Origin of the sequence: Oceanobacillus sp. FSL W7-1293, assembly GCF_037969815.1 — a bacterium.
Classification (GTDB): domain Bacteria; phylum Bacillota; class Bacilli; order Bacillales; family Amphibacillaceae; genus Oceanobacillus; species Oceanobacillus oncorhynchi.
Genome location: NZ_CP150212.1, coordinates 2,437,141 through 2,455,765, shown reverse-complemented (window position 1 = coordinate 2,455,765; position 18,625 = coordinate 2,437,141). Strand labels below are relative to the sequence as shown.

Genomic DNA, 18,625 nt, shown 5'->3' with positions numbered 1-18,625 from the left:
CCGAGACCGGTGAAATAATTTTTTAAGAATTTGATGGAAAAAGTGCTCCTGCTTCCCAAAAGAAGCGGCAAATTGATTTTTGGTTTGGATTGCATGAGTAACCACTCTTTTCAGGCAAATAAAGCTCGGATGATGCTGAGTTTATTGGCATATAATCTGACTAATTGGCTGCGCACTCTTTGTTTCTCGGAAGGACAAAGACAGAACCAGACGATCCGAACATGTATTATCAAAGTTGCCAGTAAATTAGTGAAATCAAGGCGTTCTTTCTATTTCAACTGGCTTCAAGTTTTGTCTATGCATCTTTCTTCTGCAAAGTGTTACGAAATGTTTCAAGTGCTTCAATTAGAGTGAATGGAAAAGGAAACACCTAGAAATTTTTAAACCTTTGAAAAACCAAGGGAGAAGTCTGCCCAAAAATAGTTATTTTTCTTATGAATACCATATACTTTCATCTTCTTATAATATTTCAGCTTTTGAAAAAATTATTTTGAAAGAAAATAAAAAACAACTTGTCGATAATAAAACATATAACTGCAATAAAAATACAAGTTCTTTTTGATTTATTAGCACCTTTTATTCCATTTTTTAAGGATTTCTTCAGATTCAGTGATAATATAATTTGTTATGGGTGTTAAAGAATACAATAATTTTTTTAATACTACATTTACATTGCCGCCCTCAAATATATCTAAGGCTTCTGGCAGTTCATCTTCATCTAGAACAGAATATTTGCCGCTTGGCGTTATAACAATATCTATAATTAAATCATTAAATGTTACAGCCTTTTGATTAATTTCGGTGTGCTTGACTATATTAATATATAAGCCAATTATTTGGTTATTCCCATCCCTGAATACATAAACATTATAGGGTTTATCACACCAATAAAAAGCCAAGGTATAACTACCTTTTGGCACTTTAAGTATAGAGTTGTCTACTGGCATTTCAAAAGAACGCTTAACTTTGTGATATAAGACTGCTTCTTTATTGTTTAGAACCTTCACTGGAAGGCATTGATATTCCACAATAGAAGAATCATATCTAATTTTCTTTTCTATTATTAATTTATTTTTCATATTGTAAAGCACACCTCTTAACCTAAAAGGTAATCATTTTTTACTTGTATAAATCCGTTGTGAGTTTAAAAAGGAGTATTATTCCAAATAATCAATGTAAAAGTTACCCATTTGTTTATTTTTCCTATAGTCCATATTTGTATAAATTATAAAAATAATTCGTTGGACCATGCCCATTTCCTAATGGTAAGGCATGTCTGATTGCAGCTGTTACATATTCTTTTGCACCTTAACAGATTCTTCGAGAGATTCACCTAGTGCTAAATGAGAAGCAACAGCAGAAGAATAGGTGCGCCTGTACTATGTGTATTTTTAGTATCTATTCTTTCCTTGAAAATTCATGATATAAGTTTCCGTCATAGAGAATACCAGTCGCATTATCCATTCTGTGTCCTCCTTTAATAAGAGTTAAAACGCCTGTTAATTGGTAAATTTGCTTTGCAGTATTTTTCAGATTGTTAAGCGATTTGATTTCCAATTTAGCGATTTTCTCAGCTTCAGGAATATTTGGAGTGATTACTTGATACGAAATGACTCTTGCTTTATTTTCAGCAATTACAGAAGTAATCACGGACATCCCAAATACACCGTGTGCGGAAAAAGTTTTCATACCCGCCTGAATACCTGCACTACCAGTACAAACTGATCCTGCAATGGTTAATGCTTTTTTCAAAAATCATCTCTCCTAAAAAAATAAAATGACATACTTCGATTAGAAGCGTGCCATTTTTAGCAACTGCAAATGACTTGCTCCCTATGCTGGTCTTACTAAATACCATATACAGCCACCAGTACGATTTTTCCAACCTTTCTCTTATTTCATCACCAGCCCACCATCTACATAAATTGTTTGCCCTGTTACAAACCTGCTCCAATCAGAAGCAAGAAATAAAACCGGCCCCACAATATCATCTGGCTCTGCAATCCTCCCAAGTGGGGTTGCATCTGACAGTTTATCTTTTAATACTTCTTTAGAATGCTTTGTTGCTTCTGTCGGGTACACCAATCCTGGAGCAACCGCATTCATGCGTATTCCCACTGTACCGAGATCCTTTGCCATGCTTCTTGTATAGCCGATAATTGCTGCTTTTGCAGTCGTATAATCCTGATAAGGAACAATTGGATGAGCAACGAGATTAGATGTAATATTGATAATACTTCCCGTTCCAAACTGCCGCATTGATGGTAAAACCCCCTGTACAAGTAAATGCGCTGCTTTCAAACTGCCATCAAGCTGTGATTTATAATCCTGCCATTCCATTTCCCATGCTTTTTTTCGATTTTCTGGATCAAAAATATACGGAGCAAAAACATTATTTACGAGAATATCAATTCGTCCAAAAGAGAGCATGGTTTCCTCCACAATCATATGAGCACCTTCTTCTGTCGCAGCATCTGCACCGACAGCAATAGCTTGTCCCCCAACTTTTTCACATGCCTTTACTACTTCTTTGGCAGCTTCTTCACTATGACGATAATTCACAATCACGGAAGCTCCTGAAGCCGCAAATCCTTTCGCAATTGCTGCGCCGATTCCTCTGCTTGACCCGCTCACAATTACTACCTTTTGGTTTAACATAGGACATCACTGCTCCTTTATATTTTCAATATAGTCTTCCATCTCCAGTTGTTCAGAAATCAAACCAAGTTCATAATAGGCATCTGCTCCCTTTTGGATGATATCCATATTCATCTCACCAAGCTCGCCATTCTCATCAAGACTGGCAGCATTCCGCAGTTCAATAATTCCTTTGTTTAAATCTTGTTCTCTTCCATCAATTGCATAATCACTTGCTAATTGTGCAGCTTCATCCGCCTCCTCTATCATCCATGCAGCACTTTCCTCGTATGCTTCCACAAAAGCCTGTAGGGTTTCTTTATTTTCCTCAAAGGTCGAACGTGTAACAACAAAAAAATCACTTGGAATGTTTAAATAATCGCGAACTTCGAAAATATCTGCATTCGTCAGACCTTCTCTTTCAGCTGGAACCAGTGCGGTGTCTGTAGCAGCAGTTGCATCCACTTCTTTCTGCAATAATGGAGCAAAATTCGCAATTCCCGTTTCAATCAGATCAACATCTTCTTCTGATAAACCTGCTTCATGCAGCAGAACAAGCAGGTTGTGATATGTACCACTTGCGCGACTGTAAATACCAATGCGCTTTCCTTTCAAATCGTCTATCGAAGAAATAGACGAGGCATCATTTGTCACCACATTAAAGACATTTTGGGGATATACCGTGTAAATAATAACAAGATCTTCTCCCTGCGCTAATGCACTATAAACAGCCCCAGGATCTGTAAATGCAATATCCGCATGACCAGAGAGCATGGTTTTTAATGCATCCTGTCCACCGTTCCCAGGAATAAGGGTCAGGTCTATCCCTTCCTTTTCAAAAAATCCCTTTTCTTCCTCGACAAGTAAATTGGTCTGTTCCACAATGGGCTGACTCCAGTTAGCAAGCGTAATAGATGTCCGTTCTTCCGCCGAGCCTTGATTGGAATCGTTACAGGCTGTCAGGAAGCCTGCTAAAATAATTAAGATACCTAGTTTGATAATTTTCAATGCTTTTCTTCTCCTTTTTTTAAATGTAGCAGCTTCCACTCTAATAAATTGACCAAGCCGTATAACAGGAAGCCAATCAAAGCCAAAATAATGAGTACAGCAAACATTAACGTCGTATCCATCATGCTTTGCGATGCAGTAATCAGCGCTCCCAAGCCTTGATTCGCACCAATAAATTCCCCTACAATAGCTCCTACAAGTGCTAAAATCACAGCCACGCGTAACCCTTGAAGGATAGATGGAAGGCCTCCAGGAATCTTCAAATGCCATAATATTTGTAAACGACTGGCATGCATCAGTTTAAATAGAGCGAGCTGCTCGTTATTCACTTGTCGCATTGCACTCGCTGTCGCCTCTAATAATGGAAAGAAGCAAACTAATGCTGTAATAACTACTTTAGAAGTTATACCATAGCCAAACCACAGCATAAATAAAGGCGCAAGTGCAATTTTAGGTATTGCCTGAGAAATGACAATATACGGAGAAAATACATTTCGTAAAAAGGCATTCTCACCGATAATAATGCCAGCCCCAATACCAAGCGCTGTACCAATCAGTAAGCCGATGAAAATTTCAGTTAATGTTGTCATTATATGTGGATAAAAATAACCGTTTGTGAATCCTCTCATCAGCACTGTAAAAACATCTGCCGGCTGAGGTAAAATCAAATCTGATACCCTGCGAGCACTATATTCCCATACAACAAACAATAACAATCCAACCATAATAGATGTTATTGCAGCTTTTTTACGCATGAGCTGTCTCCTCTAAAGATTGCCGGATCTCCAGACAATAATCACGAAATAATGGCGTATCCCGGCGATGAGAATTCACCTTACTCCAGTCCGGTGCCTGTTGACGATAAATAAATGCTCCTTTTTCCATCACACCGATTTGATCAGCTAAAAACGCAGCTTCCGATACATCATGTGTTACAAAGAGCATGGCAATATTTTTACTTTGATTTAAATAAAGCAACTCGTTTTGCAGCTCTTCTTTCGTCATCAGATCCAACGCAGCAAAAGGCTCGTCACAAAAAAGAAGTGTCGGCTTTGTAATCAATGCCCGGGCAATCGCAACCCGGCTTTTCTGGCCGCCAGAAAGCGTAGAAGGATACCGGTCAAAAAGGTGCTGAATTTGAAGCATTTTTAGAAGGGCTTTGGCATAAGCAATATCTTCTTCTGTTATTTTTCGTTTCAACTGGATTGGTAATAATATATTATCGATGACTTTTTTCCATTGCAGTAGTGTGGCATCCTGGAAAACAAAACCAATATCCGAAAGAGGTTCTTCCACTGGAACATCCTGATGCAGGACTTTTCCACTCGTCGGCCGCTTCAACCCTGCTGCCAATTGCAGTAATGTTGTTTTTCCACTGCCGCTTCTGCCAAGCCAGCAGTGAATCTCGCCACTACGCAGCTTCCAATTCACTTTTTGCACAGAGAATGTGTCCTTTTCGTACTGGTAAGAAACATTTCTTAATTCTAATTCCATCATATTACTGCTCCTCTCTAATCTGTATAGCTATTAAATGCATCAGCCCCCGACACGGCAGAAGGATCTATATCAACCAACTGAACAAGCTCTCTCATTAATGATCTGCCATCCTGATGCCACCCTGCATGCAGTTTTGTCATCTTGCCAATGCTGGTAATTCTAGTTATTCCCAATGCACCCATCCTTGTTGAAATTTTAAATAATTCTTCCACAGGCGCGGCAATCCCCATTGTCTGTACAACGGTCCTTTTATCTTGAACAAACCTTTCCATATCCTTCCAACTGTCAATAGCAATTACATGAACTACGCGTGATAACGGAGAAGGCTCTAAGAATGCTTCTTTTCCATAAGCTACAATCCATGAACCTTTGGAAGAAGAAAACAATTGCCATGATTCTTGCCACTCTTTCTTATTCCTCCATTCTGCTCTTTCCCCGGCCTCTTCTATGGACAATTTTCTAAGAGGATGTCGTTCTTCATATACTTGTAATTTCCTTGCAAGCAACGCTGCCCACTGTTTTGGTGACGTTTTTCCACCCTTCTCCACAAAAAAAGTATGCGGGGAAAAACACCCCTGCTGATCATAACGAATAACATCTAAAGCCGCTTGCTTGGCAAGTGCTTCATCCTTTTGGCGATCCAGCACTTGATGATGCAATAAACCAAAGCTTAATTTATTCCCAAACGAAATAAAACGGGAAGGTGGAGTGACTTGCTGCTGCAGCATAGTTATGGTTTTATTTGTTCCATAACCTACAACAACATCCGCTTTTGTAAATAATACAGGTTCACGCTCACGATCCCCTCCTTGCCACGATACAATTGCCATCGCATTGGCCAATCTCGGCTCCACTTCTGCTAAAATTTCACAAAATAAACCAATGAAAAAAGGTTCCGTGCTGGAAACTTTTCCAATAACATTCCCTTTCACCAATAAGCTTGCAATCAGGCTCCAAAGCGGCAACCCCGGTACATTCCCCGCCCATACATGCGCGGTTAATTGCGGGCCAATTGCTTTTGTATACCCGCCATGCTGAAAAGGCTCAAACCTGTCCAATATAGATAGCGAGTGAAAATTAACAGCCAGCCAACGATGCAGCTCATGCTCACGAAAGGTTTGTAATGATTGAGTCAGACTCAAACGGATAATTTCTGCATCATATCCTGTAATAATAGGCAACAGCTTTTCTGCCTTTATACGAGCCGGGTGATTCCGATCTAACAACAAGTGGATTGCCTTTGAGACAGCCTGTATGATTTCGGTCGTATCCATGGTTTGAACAGCAGATGTTTTCATAATGCTTCCAAGCTGTTGTATCTGTTCTGGAGCAGGATAAGGCATATGTATATGCACTTTCTCTTCTCCCTTTTTAAAGGAAAGCACACGCTCCTCTATCTTCATCTTCTTTGCTTCAGGCGGCAGATAGCCGCCATACTCAACCGTTGACATGGTTATGTTCCTCCAGCCATTGCTTCGCAGATAATGAACATCCTTTAGGCTCCGCGCTTGCCTGCCGTCCCAGTAATTCAAACCCTGTTTCATGCTCCACCGCCAGGTCACTAGTCTGCACTGCCGGCACTGAATTGATATTCGCCAGATCAACATGAATAAGCAAACCCGCTTCGCCTTTTGGCATTTCTTCCCCGCTTACAGGGTCAACTACTTTAAAACGAATCCAGTGCGGATTTTTCTTTATATGCTTTTGTCCTTTACCAATCGCTGTATAATACTGTGTAGATAATTCTGTCATGCCATACATGTTCACCATATTCTCACGCTTCACATGAAAAATTTGTTCTAACTTTTCATAAAACTCCTCTTCTTCTAAGGATCTGGAAATATTCTTAAATCCACCCGTGTCAAATATAAGACTATCCTTATGTAAAGGCAGCGTTTGATCTATCTCCTCCAACGCATCAAATAAATGAACAAAGCTGTAGCTTGCACCGAGGACAATCACTGACGTATCCTTATATTCTTTCGTCCATTGAATGAATGACTGTACCTCCAATCCGCTACGTGTTACAAAATGCCTTGAATCCTTCGTCCCCTGATACTCCCGCAACATGGTCAAGTAATGGGCAAGCGATGAATTTGGCATCTCCTCTTCATCCGGGAATAGAATAGCTATTGGACGCTGCTCCTCACTAACAAACTGTTGAAAGCTGTTTCGTGCAGAAAAATCGTAAATATCTAAATTCTCATGATAATGCTTTCCTTGTTTCCTGCTAGTTGTCCCGCTGGTCATAAAAATACGCTCACAATCCTCCTCCGGAACCGTGCTTAAGAAAGTATTTTTAAAAGCTTCCGTAGATACAGCAGGAATATCCTTCCACGTACGGACTTGTCTGCTACCTATTCCATTTCGTCTACAAAATTGCTGATATGCTTCATTCTCTCTATACAAATATCCAAATAGTTGCACAGCAAGCTCATTAAACGTATATTTACTTTCTTCTGGTCTTTCGATAAACATCTGGATATCTTGTTTCAACACATTCTCCTCCATTAAACTAATTTTGATAACAAAAACAAAAACACCCTAGGCATTACGAGCCCAGGGTGCATACAATACTTCTTAAATAGAATGTAAATCTCGTATGTTCCCTACGCTGGCATCAACCAGATCAGGTTCAAAGGGTCTATATCTTACGGATCCTATCTCAACCAGCAACACTGGTCCCCCTACACTTTTATTAAATTTTTATAGCTATTATAATTAAAGCATTTCATAATTCACTCAACGAATTCAGAAGAATGGAAAGTGTATACAGCTTATTATTACTAAGCAAGCCATCACTTCCCTAGGCTAGAATTAACTAGATCAGATTCCAAGGGTAGAGTTCCCTCTCTTAGCAATAAAAATTGCTCCCCAAGTGAAAATTAAGATATTATATTTTCAATTAAAACATACCTGGTTTTGTCATTCAAGTTGTTTTTCCTTTCGAACTCATCATATGCCCTAATCTTCACTCCCACGCTGAGCATTGCTACCTATTTATTTTAACTTTTTCTTCGTTAATTATTTTTTTATTACGAAGCTGTATTACCTTACTCATAGTTAACACTCTGATTACAGCACTGTCATTGCTACTTTTGAAAAAAGCAAACTATCATTTAAGCAAATGAGTGATAGAAAATGAATCGGCTCAAAAACAGATTGGATTCCTATAAAAATAAATAACTAGCTAAGAAATCCAGCAATTTTATTATGTGATTTGTGAAAAAAACCTTTATACAAGTTCACCTATTTTATTGATGAAGCATGTTTTATCACCGGAGATGAGGGATACAAATGAAAATTATTTTTATAAAGGTAGTGACAAATTCAAAAAAATCAGTACATATGCGAAAATAAAATACCAGCTTCTTATCATGATGATGTTATTACAGCTGGCTTAGAAAGGAAACGAGATGCTCTTTTAATGACAAATAATAAATGGGATGAACTATATAATGATCAGGAATATAGATATGGAAAGGAGCCGAATGTCTTTGTTCAATCTATGCTGCCTGATCATCCTCCATCAGATGTACTGAGCCTGTCGGAAGGAGAAGGACGTAATGCAGTCTACGCAGCTGAATTGGGACATCGTGTTACTGCCTGGGATTATTCATCCGTAGCTTTAGATAAATTACGGCAGCTTGCTGATGAAAGAAACGTGAACCAACTTTTCCGATTGCCTGTTCTGTTTCCAGCCAAGAATGAGCTTCTTGCAAGTTTTCCGTGTTAATCGGGGATAACTTTTTCTCTGCTTTTATTCATGCTACAAAAATCAAGCACTAAATCATAATGGTTTAAGTGGTGTATTCAAATACACTACTGATGGTGAATAAGATATCTCTATTCATTTCAAGATTTAATATATATTTAAATTTGTAAGATCTTCTCCTGACACAATAAATCCTAGTTGTATTCACTTAAAAATTCTTCTATTTTTTGTCTGGTTGTTTGATTAGCTATACTTTCCCAGTTAGTGTCATAACTATGATCAGAAAACGGAAAATAGTAAGCTTGGTTGTCTATATTATTTTCTTCGAGTTTTTCATGCAGTATTTCTATTTGCTCTTCAGGTATTACTTTATCTTTTAGACCGACAAATGAAATCGTGGGTGCAGAAGATTCATTTACATACTGAATAGGAGACATTTGACGATAACGATGTTTGATTTCTTTTGTTTTGGGTTGACTATCCATGAGTTGTTCAAGCAGTGGCTGAATAAATTCTTTACTATTAGTATCATCATAGAGTTGTAATAAATCCGATGGCCCATATAGATTAATAATAGAATTTATTTCCACGGTGGAATCGGAATCCGTTTCTCTGGGAACAAGGCTGTTTTCCTTTAAATCCGTATACCCAGTTAACAATGCTAAATGACCCCCGGCAGAAGATCCTATTAAATTAATTCTGTTTATATCTAAATGATATTCATCCGCATGTTCAACAATCCAGTTTAACGCAGCATGTGTATCTGAAATTTGTTTTTGCCACATGTCGGGTCCATTTTGACTGTATTCCACATTAAATACAACATATCCTTTCAAATTAAACCATTTACTCCATGAGGTAACCTCACTTTTATCCCCGCTGCTCCATCCTCCGCCATGAATATTTACGATAACAGGACGATTTTCATCATTCACTTTTGTATCCCATACATCCAGTAATAAATCTTCATCTTCCGCAGTTTTATAAACAATATCTTCTTCTAAATTGGAATACGTATCTGTGCCAGAAAAAGAAAATGTATAGTTATCCATCAAGGCTGTTTCTGCGTCAATACGATCTGCATAGTATTGGTTTTGAATCCCGGATAGGAGCGCGATTCCTAAAAAAGAAATACAGATGAATGCCCAAATCATTTTTAAAAATAATGCCGATTCTTTCCAAATAAGAAGGAGTAAAATAATTAAAGCTGCTACAGCTAAAATGAATAATGCTACAGGAAATGTGAGCAGGTAAAATGAAATTTGGCCTGAATAGGCATCATATCCACTAGCCAAAAATGAGCGCCAAAGCAACACACACACGCCTGTTAGCGCTAGTAAACTAGCAATAATACCAATTTTGTTGAAAATAGATTTAAATTTTGTAAATGTCATTTCGTTTCTCTCTTTCATTAGTTTATCTGGATAGCGATACCCCGAAAAGAGATTTTTGAAACTAAAGCCAGTTCGTCACACTACTTTAAATACGCTAATGTTCACTTGATTTATAACTTTCCTTAATTGTTCGCCGTTATTATTTTTATCTATAACATTTTACTCTTATTATTTTTATTTACCACTGAACCATTATTTGGAGTGCACTGGAAGAAAGATTGATATCACATCTTCTGTAGACATAATCAGTATTTTATTCTGAGTGTATTTGTTACCATTTTCCCCTTTTTTCTGGTAAGATTCTCTTCCTCTTTGCATTCATATGACAGGAGAGCATGTTTTACAGATAAAACAAAAAAGATCAAAAACGCTTCATGTTATTTAATCTGGATAAAGAAAGCATTATGTAGTTAGATTGGGGTGTAGAAATTCTAAAATAGTATATTTTTACACTCCCTTTTTTAAACGAACGTACCTCTTACTAAATCATAGAGGGTTTTATCCCTCCTCTTAAAATAACTAACAAAGTTTTTGTTTATTCTCTATCCCCTTTTAAAAAACTCATCATTTCTTTTAAATCAGCGATGGAAACATTCGCATTACGTAAGCAGGAAATCACTTCTATCCAAGATAAATCTTCGTCATTGTAGATTCGATAACCATTGCTAAGTTCAACCCAGCAACGATAGCCCATGTATCTTCATGTCCCTCCATCAAGCTGCTTGCCTGATTGAAAGGCGTGCCGCCCCAAAGATCGACTAAGAATAATACTTCATCCTGATTGTCGAAAGAAGCAATCGCCTCTTCCATTTTTGCTCTTACGTCATCCGGTCCTTCACTCGGCATCAACGTAACAGCCTTGACATTCTCTTGCTCTCCAAAGATCATCGCTCCAGACTGCAAGATACCTGTCGCAAATTCACCATGGCTGGCAATGATAATTCCTACCATCTTTTTAACCTCCTTTTTTTGATTGTTAAGGATTAAACTAATATGAGCCGATTCTTAATAATGCTTTTTTAACATCTAAAGCGCTTTCGTAAAAAAAAGAGAGAAGAGTAGTTTAATGAAGTTAAGGATACGAAATGCCCTTATTCTTCATTCACTACCATTCACTCCTCCCTAATTGAATTAGTAATATCAAAAATATTAAATGATTATTCTACTAGCTTTCAATGAGTAATCTTTTAATAGTACCAAACAAAGGTGCTAGAAAATCTAAATAACCGGTATTAAGCTAATTAAACATTTCAAATTAATTACTTCTTTATTCTATACTTTATATAACCACTTTATATTTAATTCTCTCCTACCATCCGTATTTTTTATATCCCCATTCTTTTTCAATATGCTCTTCTTTTTTTATGACGAGTGTTTCGTGAGGTATATCTTTTTCCACATTTAAACCAGGGTATAGTGCACATTCACTTCCTACTTTTACACCTGGGAAGAATATATTATTAATACCTGTCCTAGTATAGTCACCAATAAAAATCGCATTAGAATAGGTATCTGAATAAGTTCTTCCATTTATTTTGTGTATTTGAGGAGTGTCATTAAATCTTACAATTCCACATACACAGGCTGCAGCAATATCTACATATTGACCAATCACACCATACATTTCACTATAATGAATAGCAGAAATACCTTTCATTGTAACACCCTCAACTTCCGCATTATGTCCTATCCTATTCTCACAACCAATTACAGTATTTGGTTCAAGTTTTGCATAATCTTTAACATACGAGTTATTTCCTATTAAAACAGGGCCATTTATAATAGCTCCAGTATCAACATTTACATTATCTCCAATAATGACATTGCCATTAATGGTTACATTCTTACCTATAATTGAATTATTACCTATCTGAATATTACCGTTTATAGTTGATTCTTCAGAAACAGATGAATTGTCCCCAATAGAATATCCATTTATTTCCTTAGTAAATGAATTAAGATAATATGCATTCACATTTAATATATCCCATGGGAATTGTAAACTGTGCACTTTATCCTGAGCAAATACCGGTTGAATCTTGTTTCCCTCTTTTAAATAATCATTCAATCCATTTTCAATAAATAACTGGTTAGGAATCATAGCCCCTGTCACACGTTGACTGAATCCGTAATTAGCGTACGAAATTGTTTCTAATGCATGCTTATCTAACTTAAATACTCCTGCAACTTCAGAATTAACATAGTGCTCTCGAGCATGGGCTAAAAATTGATTTACTTGATTATTCTCTACAAAAGCACCAATCATATCAATACTTTTTTGTTTTTTTTCTATTAGTAGAGCACTGGTATCTTCTTCTGATTCCTTAAGATATGCCAAATCGTCTAGACTTATAAGGCAATTCCCCTTTTGAATAATAACTCCTTCCTTGAATTGTTCTAAATTGTTTCGTAAAAAAACATCTAAATTTAGGGTTGGATCAATACAATTTATTTCCCGATACTTTCGTAATAAATTTCTAGTTTGGTCTGGTTTATAACTAAGAAATACATAGATATCCGATTCCAATATACCGACTTTTAATAATCTATCTATTTGCCAAAAAATCATTTCTTTATTCAATATTGGAAGGCTATTAATTTGATAATGTTTATCAAAAGGAAACATTTTTGGCTCTATTTCACCACATAATATAAAAGCTTTCATTGTTTTCCTCCTCATCTTATCTATATTGTTTTTTATTAATCTAAATAAAACTCCAAGATAAGAGTGTCTAGAGAATGTTAACCTCTGTCGGGTTTACTTATATATAGTATGCATCAAATAGTAATTTTTTGTTTGATACAGTGCAAACCCTAAATTAAAAGGCTTTCCATTCTCCATACAAGCAATAATTTTTGTATCAATTAACGGTGCTCCTTCTTCAACATCCAAAAATTCAGCAACTTTTGAATTAGCTAAGGTAGCACTAATTCGTTGATCTATAAATTCATAGGATACTCCTTGCTCATTTAAATACTCATAAATAGAGTTTTCGCAAATTTCCACATTTAAATCTTTAACAATTGATGCATCAAAATATTCTACCTCATAAATAACTGCCACTTTATCAGCATATCTAATTCGTTCAACTAACCAAAGTTCTTCTCCAGCAGCGATTTTCATATCTTCAGCTTGTACAGCATTCGCTTTTACTTTTTCCAATTTAAGTAATTTTGTAGAAGGTTCCATCCCTCTATTTTTCACTTCTGAAGTAAATCCAATACCAGCTTTGAATCCAAAAAATTTAGGTATGGGATTAACAAAAGTTCCTATCCCCTTTTTTTTGGATAGTATTTTTTCATTAACAAGTTCTTCAATTCCTCGTCTAACTGTTATTCTTGACACTGAAAGGTTATTAGATAATTCTAATTCTGATTCAATAATTTGATGTGGTTGATAAATACCCGCCTTAATTTGACTTAGTATATAATTTTTAACAATCTCATATTTAGGTGCGTTATTAGTCATAATAAATATCCTCTCTATCTGTTATAATCTGTTGTTATTATACCATCAGAAAGTATATTAATCATTTTGTAAATCATTTCCAATAACCGTAGTATTGGTTAAAGAGTCTATCATTGTACTCATCAGCACCATCTAAATTTGAACTCTTAAATACAGGTATTTCTAACTCTGCTTCTTTTAGGCGTGAAATTACACCAATAATAACCGATTGCGCGATTCCAATTCCTGTAAAATCAGATGTAGGCCCTAAATCTGCTTCTACTCCTTCTATTCGATAAGCTGCATCTCCTTTTGGAGCATGATTATCAATAGTGACATCTGCAATTTCATAGATATTTTTCCCTGACTCATGCCGGGAAGAAACTGATTGGGAATGCTCCATAGACGTCAAAGCAATCACATTTGCTCCTAGCTTTTTAGCTTCAATACACATTTCAACTGGTATATTATTTCTTCCTGAATTAGAAACGACCATAATTGAATCCCCAGCTTCAACTTTATAAAGAGATAACATATTCTTGGCATATCCATCTAATCGTTCCATATAAGTGCTTTTATTTGGCATTTGATGCAACATTACTTCAGGTGGGAGAATACCTTTCACATAAGCTAGTCCTCCTGCCCTAATATAAATTTCCTCTGCTACCATATGGGAGTGACCTGATCCAAAAATATAAAAACGACCGCCATCTTTACAACTATCAAAAATTAACTCTGTAGCCTTATCAATTGATTTTTCTTCATTTTGCACAACTTGTTCCCATGTATTACTCAAATAATTCAAGAACTTTTTAACTTCTGTTTTAGTAGTCATTTCATCTCCACCTTTTCTTGTTATTGTTTTATATTATCACAACATGTTATAACAAGTAAAGGATTTAATGTATTCTTCGATTTTATTAATTAATTTCTCCGCCTCGCCTACTTTAAAGAAACTACTTTGAGCCTCGTACATATCAGTTTTATATAAATCCTTTTCTGCAAAGTAAAATAAATAATCATTTGTAAGACTAAAAATTAAAGCTTGATATTTGCTTCTCAATTTCTCTGTTAAATTAGAAGTTATTTCTCCGGGTATAAAGACAATTAATTGACTATCTAATAGGCCTATCCAAAAAGGAACTTTAATTGAAGAAATATCATTTAAGGTATCTTTCATTTTAATAGTGGCACGCTTTCCTTCAATTTCTACTTCAATTAATCTGCTTTCTTCTACACTATTTTCCTCTTTTAACTTCCATTTTAATTCCTCTATAGAAATTTGTTCCTCTCTCTTAGAAATATTACTTACATCTTTAGTTTTTAATCTTATTGATTTTTCGACAAAAGAAAATCGTTCTAATGTTTCTTTTTCTTTTAAATACTCTTTCTCTCTTAAAAACTGGCCATATAGTGAATTACTAAAAAATCTAGATTGGCTGAAACTTTGTTTTTCTCTTGTAAACCGTGTACTAATATTTGCACTGCTTCCATTAATAAAACTTACTAAATCAAAAGACTCGTTCATTTTTTCATAAAAACCAGAAAGAAAATCTGCTGAAATTAAATAATTACTAGAAGACAAAACAGTAGGGTGACATGAATAATTAACTATAGCTGTTTTACTTGTATCAGTAATAATTTCAAATACGGTCATTATTTGATCTATCTTTTTCGAAGGTTGATGTCTATCCGTAGCAACTTTATGAATATTCGTTTTACTGATACTGTAATTAAAAGTTTTCGTTTTATATTTACTCAATACTATTGATTCAGTTATTAATAAAATAAGATGCTCTTCCATGTAGCTATCATAGTCTCCAAAAATCCCTGTTAAACCACTCTTTATTTTTTTATTTGTATTAATCATTCCACTGGGGCCCGAATGGGTATGTGTTGCAAAAAGAAACAAATCGAATTTATAAGAATCAGTTAAGACATTTTCTTTAATTATTTTTTTAACTTTATAGCGTAATGTACTGTCAATACCTATCACATCAAGTGATATGAAAAATAAGTAATGATGATTGGATTCATCAAAAAATGTATGAGTTTTAACAAATAATGGATCGTGTTCTCCTTTACACTCTCTAACAGGATAATAACCGCTTAACCCCTTAACTTTAATATAATTAATTTTCTTTTCTGAAAAACCATATCGAATTACCATTAATATTCCTCCTTAATAACCGAACGTTACCTATTATAATATGTTATAAACACATGTGATTCAATGGTTAAAGAATTAATCAAACCCAACAACCACAAGACGGTTTAGTCTTTCATTCGGATTTAAGTTCCCAATATACCAGTGATGAATTTGCGAGAATTGTGAAGTCTTATCATATGACGCATTCCTTTAGCCATAAGGGCTGTCCATACGACAATGCCTGCATTGAATCGTTTCATGCGATTTTAAAAAAAGAAGAAGTCAATCACGTCAGATATATCAATTTTTATTCAGCTAAAGTAGCGTTATTCCAATATATTGAAGGTTGGTATAGCCGCAAAAGAATACATGGAAGCATTCATTATCAAACACCGCAAAAGCTAGAAAATAAGATAAAGGCAAGTTCAGCATAACGTAACACATGATCCAGTGCACGGCTTTACATGGAGTGGCGGGCATGATAGGCCTCTCGTGGAAAGCCAGTAACGTTTTAAATAAGCTGGTTTCCTGGCTTAGCAATCATGCCCGCAGAGGCTTCATCTCAATCCCATAGCGTTTTCAGGGAATCAGAATGAGAAAGCAGGTTCTGACTTAACTATGTTGTGTCCGAAATATTAACATAAATCCATATTTTTATATCATATAAAAAGAATCACTTTTCTTTTTTTACCGAGGTTTATAGCTGCCTAAAAAATAGCAGGCAAAATCACTGATAAGCAACTTTGCCTGCTATTTTTTCTAATTTTTTTAGAAATATATTTTCTTGCTATTAATCTGAGTTAGTTAACAATTTCTTTTTAGATTATCTCTGTAAAACTGAAGAGTTTAGCTTCTTTCCTAAAATGAGAGACATACATTTACGCTAATGCGCTTATTTATTTTTACTTGTCTGATAACTTTGATGGGAAACTCTATTTTTGTCTACAATAATATATTCGTCTCTTATTGGTGTATTTTCCATTAAATTCGTTAACATCTCTATAACACCTTTTTGAATTCTTTCTTGTGCCTCTACGGTCATACCAGAATAGTGAACTGTTAATCCTGTTTGTTTAAGAGAACGCCATGGATGATCTACTGGAGCTGGTTGTGGATACCAAACATCGCCGCCATATCTGATACGTCCATCATTGACCGCATGAACAATTGCATTTTTATCTACAATTGCACCGCGAGCGCAGTTAACAAGTACAGCATTTTCTTTCATTTGACTTATTATTTCCTGATCGAATTTGTTCTCCTTATCTGCAGTTAATGGTGATTGAATAATCACTACATCAGAGCTTTTAATTAGTTCATCAAAGGTAACATATTCGATTCCAATTCTTTCTTCTACATCTTTTTTTCTATATGGATCATTATATTGTAGCTTTACATTAAATGCTTTTAACCGTTCTGCTGTTAATTGGCCAATTCGACCAAAACCAAAAATTCCAATTTTTTTATTTAATAACTCATTGGCACTAGAACCTACTCTTGGTAAATCCCATTCACCTTCTTCCACTTGCCTGTGCCCCTCTTCATAATTTCTTAAGAGTAGCAATGTTTCCATCACATTCTGCTCCGCAACACTTTCGTTATTACTGCCAGTTACCTCGGCTACAGTAATCCCTTTTTCTGCTGCTGCTTCTATATCGACATGGTCAGAACCAATTCCCGCGGTAATTGCCAGTTTAAGATTTTTTGCTTTTTCGACACGATCTTTTGTAATATACGCCGGTAAAAAAGGAGAAGATATAACAACATCCATATCTTCAATATGCTGATCGATTTCTTTATCATCAGTTATCAATACTAACTCATCTTCTGTTCCTTTCAGGAAATCCTCTAAGCCTAATGATGTCTCTTTAGTTAGAAGTTGTGAATAACCTGTTGACGCTGGAAATAATGCAACGATTTTCATTATAATCCTACTCCTTTTCATTATAAATTTTTTTACTTCTCTCTTCATGGTATTTTATTTAAGCTCCCCATATAGCACCCCCTTTATATAGAAAAAACCACCATCTTGTAAAATCGAAAGTGATTTCGCAAGATAGTGGTTAGTAATTAGCACATAAGGTACCATAGACCAATCCGCCATTTATTTCTATATTAAATTCGAGTTATTTATCAACAACAAGTAATTTTGTTCTCAAGCATTAATCGGATACAAACCAAAACAATTTATTTATTTGATAACATAGCTAGATATCAATATCATGACAGTAGTTAGTAATTAGCACATATGTACCATTGACTAAGCCACCTAAAAAAGTCTATTAATTTTACAGTCTATCTATTGGTTTGTCAAATACAAATATTGAAATAGCTTCGTCATCTTCTACATTAATATCTGCAAATAGTTTTAAAAATTTCGCACCAACTAATTCTTCTAAATCTAAAGGCCGTACTTTTTGATACAATTGCTTAACCATTTGTGTCCTGGCTTGCCATATCATTGTATGACCTTCCTCAGTTTGAGCGATAAACTTTTCTACAGGACTAAGGCTCCCATTCATATAAGCAATGGCCCAGGTACCATTAAATGATACTTTAATTTTCTCAGGGCCTTTTCCAATATGCTGTTTGCGATAGGACCGAACTAAGTTGGCAAACTGTTGTTCGACTTTATGAATAGTTGTGGACATATATAAATCCTCTTTCATAAATATTATTAATCTAATCTTAAAAATTATTATAGCACTTTTTTTATATTAATCAAATTAAACCAATCAAATTAAGCCGAAACACTAGATTAAAAAATACCTTTTCAT

Annotated in this window: 16 protein-coding genes, 3 pseudogenes and 2 riboswitches; of the genes and pseudogenes, 3 read left to right on the top strand and 16 right to left on the bottom strand. The window is 35.4% G+C overall.

What is annotated here, in order from left to right:
* Positions 1–78: 78 nt before the first annotated feature.
* Positions 79–374 (top strand): annotated as a pseudogene (locus MKY65_RS12030) (transposase); the annotation flags it as partial.
* 192 nt (positions 375–566) lie between these two features.
* Here MKY65_RS12030 and MKY65_RS12025 read toward each other — a convergent pair.
* The 8 genes from MKY65_RS12025 to MKY65_RS11990 form a co-directional block, all read right to left on the bottom strand.
* Complete coding sequence (locus MKY65_RS12025; RefSeq protein WP_339177122.1) at positions 567–1,079, bottom strand: DUF402 domain-containing protein; 513 nt, start codon at positions 1,077–1,079, stop codon at positions 567–569.
* Positions 1,080–1,398: 319 nt separating this feature from the next.
* A complete protein-coding gene (locus MKY65_RS12020) occupies positions 1,399–1,752 on the bottom strand; it encodes a bifunctional hydroxymethylpyrimidine kinase/phosphomethylpyrimidine kinase (protein ID WP_339177120.1) in 354 nt (117 codons plus the stop codon).
* Between the two features lie 141 nt (positions 1,753–1,893).
* Positions 1,894–2,658: an SDR family oxidoreductase gene (locus MKY65_RS12015; RefSeq protein ID WP_339177119.1), complete on the bottom strand. Its 765-nt coding sequence runs from the start codon at positions 2,656–2,658 to the stop codon at positions 1,894–1,896.
* A gap of 6 nt (positions 2,659–2,664) precedes the next feature.
* On the bottom strand, positions 2,665–3,645 hold the full coding sequence (locus MKY65_RS12010) for an ABC transporter substrate-binding protein (protein ID WP_339177118.1): 981 nt from the start codon (positions 3,643–3,645) through the stop codon (positions 2,665–2,667).
* Positions 3,642–4,400, bottom strand: coding sequence for an ABC transporter permease (locus MKY65_RS12005; protein WP_339177117.1), 759 nt, complete (start codon positions 4,398–4,400; stop codon positions 3,642–3,644). The genes MKY65_RS12010 and MKY65_RS12005 overlap by 4 nt, the downstream gene beginning before the upstream one ends.
* Positions 4,393–5,142, bottom strand: a complete 750-nt coding sequence (locus tag MKY65_RS12000) for an ATP-binding cassette domain-containing protein (RefSeq protein ID WP_339177115.1) — start codon at positions 5,140–5,142, stop codon at positions 4,393–4,395. The genes MKY65_RS12005 and MKY65_RS12000 overlap by 8 nt, the downstream gene beginning before the upstream one ends.
* 14 nt (positions 5,143–5,156) lie before the next feature.
* Complete coding sequence (locus MKY65_RS11995; protein WP_339177113.1) at positions 5,157–6,593, bottom strand: acyl-CoA reductase; 1,437 nt, start codon at positions 6,591–6,593, stop codon at positions 5,157–5,159.
* Positions 6,580–7,638 (bottom strand): long-chain fatty acid--CoA ligase, encoded by a 1,059-nt coding sequence (locus tag MKY65_RS11990; protein ID WP_339177112.1) that lies wholly within the window; start codon positions 7,636–7,638, stop codon positions 6,580–6,582. The genes MKY65_RS11995 and MKY65_RS11990 overlap by 14 nt, the downstream gene beginning before the upstream one ends.
* A 93-nt stretch (positions 7,639–7,731) precedes the next feature.
* A riboswitch (TPP riboswitch) is annotated at positions 7,732–7,841 on the bottom strand.
* A gap of 87 nt (positions 7,842–7,928) precedes the next feature.
* A riboswitch (TPP riboswitch) is annotated at positions 7,929–8,029 on the bottom strand.
* A gap of 540 nt (positions 8,030–8,569) precedes the next feature.
* Between MKY65_RS11990 and MKY65_RS11985 the strand changes: the two genes are divergently transcribed.
* Positions 8,570–8,878 (top strand): hypothetical protein, encoded by a 309-nt coding sequence (locus MKY65_RS11985; RefSeq protein WP_339177111.1) that lies wholly within the window; start codon positions 8,570–8,572, stop codon positions 8,876–8,878.
* A gap of 173 nt (positions 8,879–9,051) precedes the next feature.
* Here the strand turns inward: MKY65_RS11985 and MKY65_RS11980 are convergent, their stop codons facing one another.
* The 6 genes and pseudogenes from MKY65_RS11980 to MKY65_RS11955 all read right to left on the bottom strand — a co-directional run bounded on the left by MKY65_RS11980 (position 9,052) and on the right by MKY65_RS11955 (position 15,869).
* Complete coding sequence (locus tag MKY65_RS11980; protein ID WP_339177110.1) at positions 9,052–10,251, bottom strand: alpha/beta hydrolase; 1,200 nt, start codon at positions 10,249–10,251, stop codon at positions 9,052–9,054.
* A 648-nt stretch (positions 10,252–10,899) separates the two neighbouring features.
* Positions 10,900–11,202, bottom strand: a pseudogene (locus tag MKY65_RS11975) (PTS sugar transporter subunit IIA); the annotation flags it as partial.
* A gap of 358 nt (positions 11,203–11,560) precedes the next feature.
* Positions 11,561–12,916 (bottom strand): hypothetical protein, encoded by a 1,356-nt coding sequence (locus tag MKY65_RS11970; RefSeq protein WP_339177106.1) that lies wholly within the window; start codon positions 12,914–12,916, stop codon positions 11,561–11,563.
* A 93-nt stretch (positions 12,917–13,009) separates the two neighbouring features.
* The gene (locus MKY65_RS11965; RefSeq protein WP_339177105.1) at positions 13,010–13,720 is read right to left on the bottom strand and encodes a GntR family transcriptional regulator; all 711 of its coding nucleotides are present in this window, start codon (positions 13,718–13,720) and stop codon (positions 13,010–13,012) included.
* A 73-nt stretch (positions 13,721–13,793) separates the two neighbouring features.
* The gene (locus MKY65_RS11960; RefSeq protein WP_339177103.1) at positions 13,794–14,534 is read right to left on the bottom strand and encodes an SIS domain-containing protein; all 741 of its coding nucleotides are present in this window, start codon (positions 14,532–14,534) and stop codon (positions 13,794–13,796) included.
* 36 nt (positions 14,535–14,570) lie between these two features.
* Positions 14,571–15,869: a neutral/alkaline non-lysosomal ceramidase N-terminal domain-containing protein gene (locus tag MKY65_RS11955; protein ID WP_339177101.1), complete on the bottom strand. Its 1,299-nt coding sequence runs from the start codon at positions 15,867–15,869 to the stop codon at positions 14,571–14,573.
* A gap of 86 nt (positions 15,870–15,955) precedes the next feature.
* On the opposite strand from MKY65_RS11955, the pseudogene MKY65_RS11950 reads away from it, so the two are divergent.
* A pseudogene (locus MKY65_RS11950) lies at positions 15,956–16,282 on the top strand (integrase core domain-containing protein); the annotation flags it as partial.
* A 458-nt stretch (positions 16,283–16,740) separates the two neighbouring features.
* Here the strand turns inward: MKY65_RS11950 and MKY65_RS11945 are convergent.
* Together MKY65_RS11945 and MKY65_RS11940 are read right to left on the bottom strand one after the other, a co-directional pair.
* The gene (locus MKY65_RS11945; protein ID WP_339177098.1) at positions 16,741–17,772 is read right to left on the bottom strand and encodes an NAD-dependent formate dehydrogenase; all 1,032 of its coding nucleotides are present in this window, start codon (positions 17,770–17,772) and stop codon (positions 16,741–16,743) included.
* A gap of 364 nt (positions 17,773–18,136) precedes the next feature.
* Positions 18,137–18,499: a DUF2294 domain-containing protein gene (locus MKY65_RS11940; RefSeq protein ID WP_339177095.1), complete on the bottom strand. Its 363-nt coding sequence runs from the start codon at positions 18,497–18,499 to the stop codon at positions 18,137–18,139.
* Between the last annotated feature and the right edge of the window lie 126 nt (positions 18,500–18,625).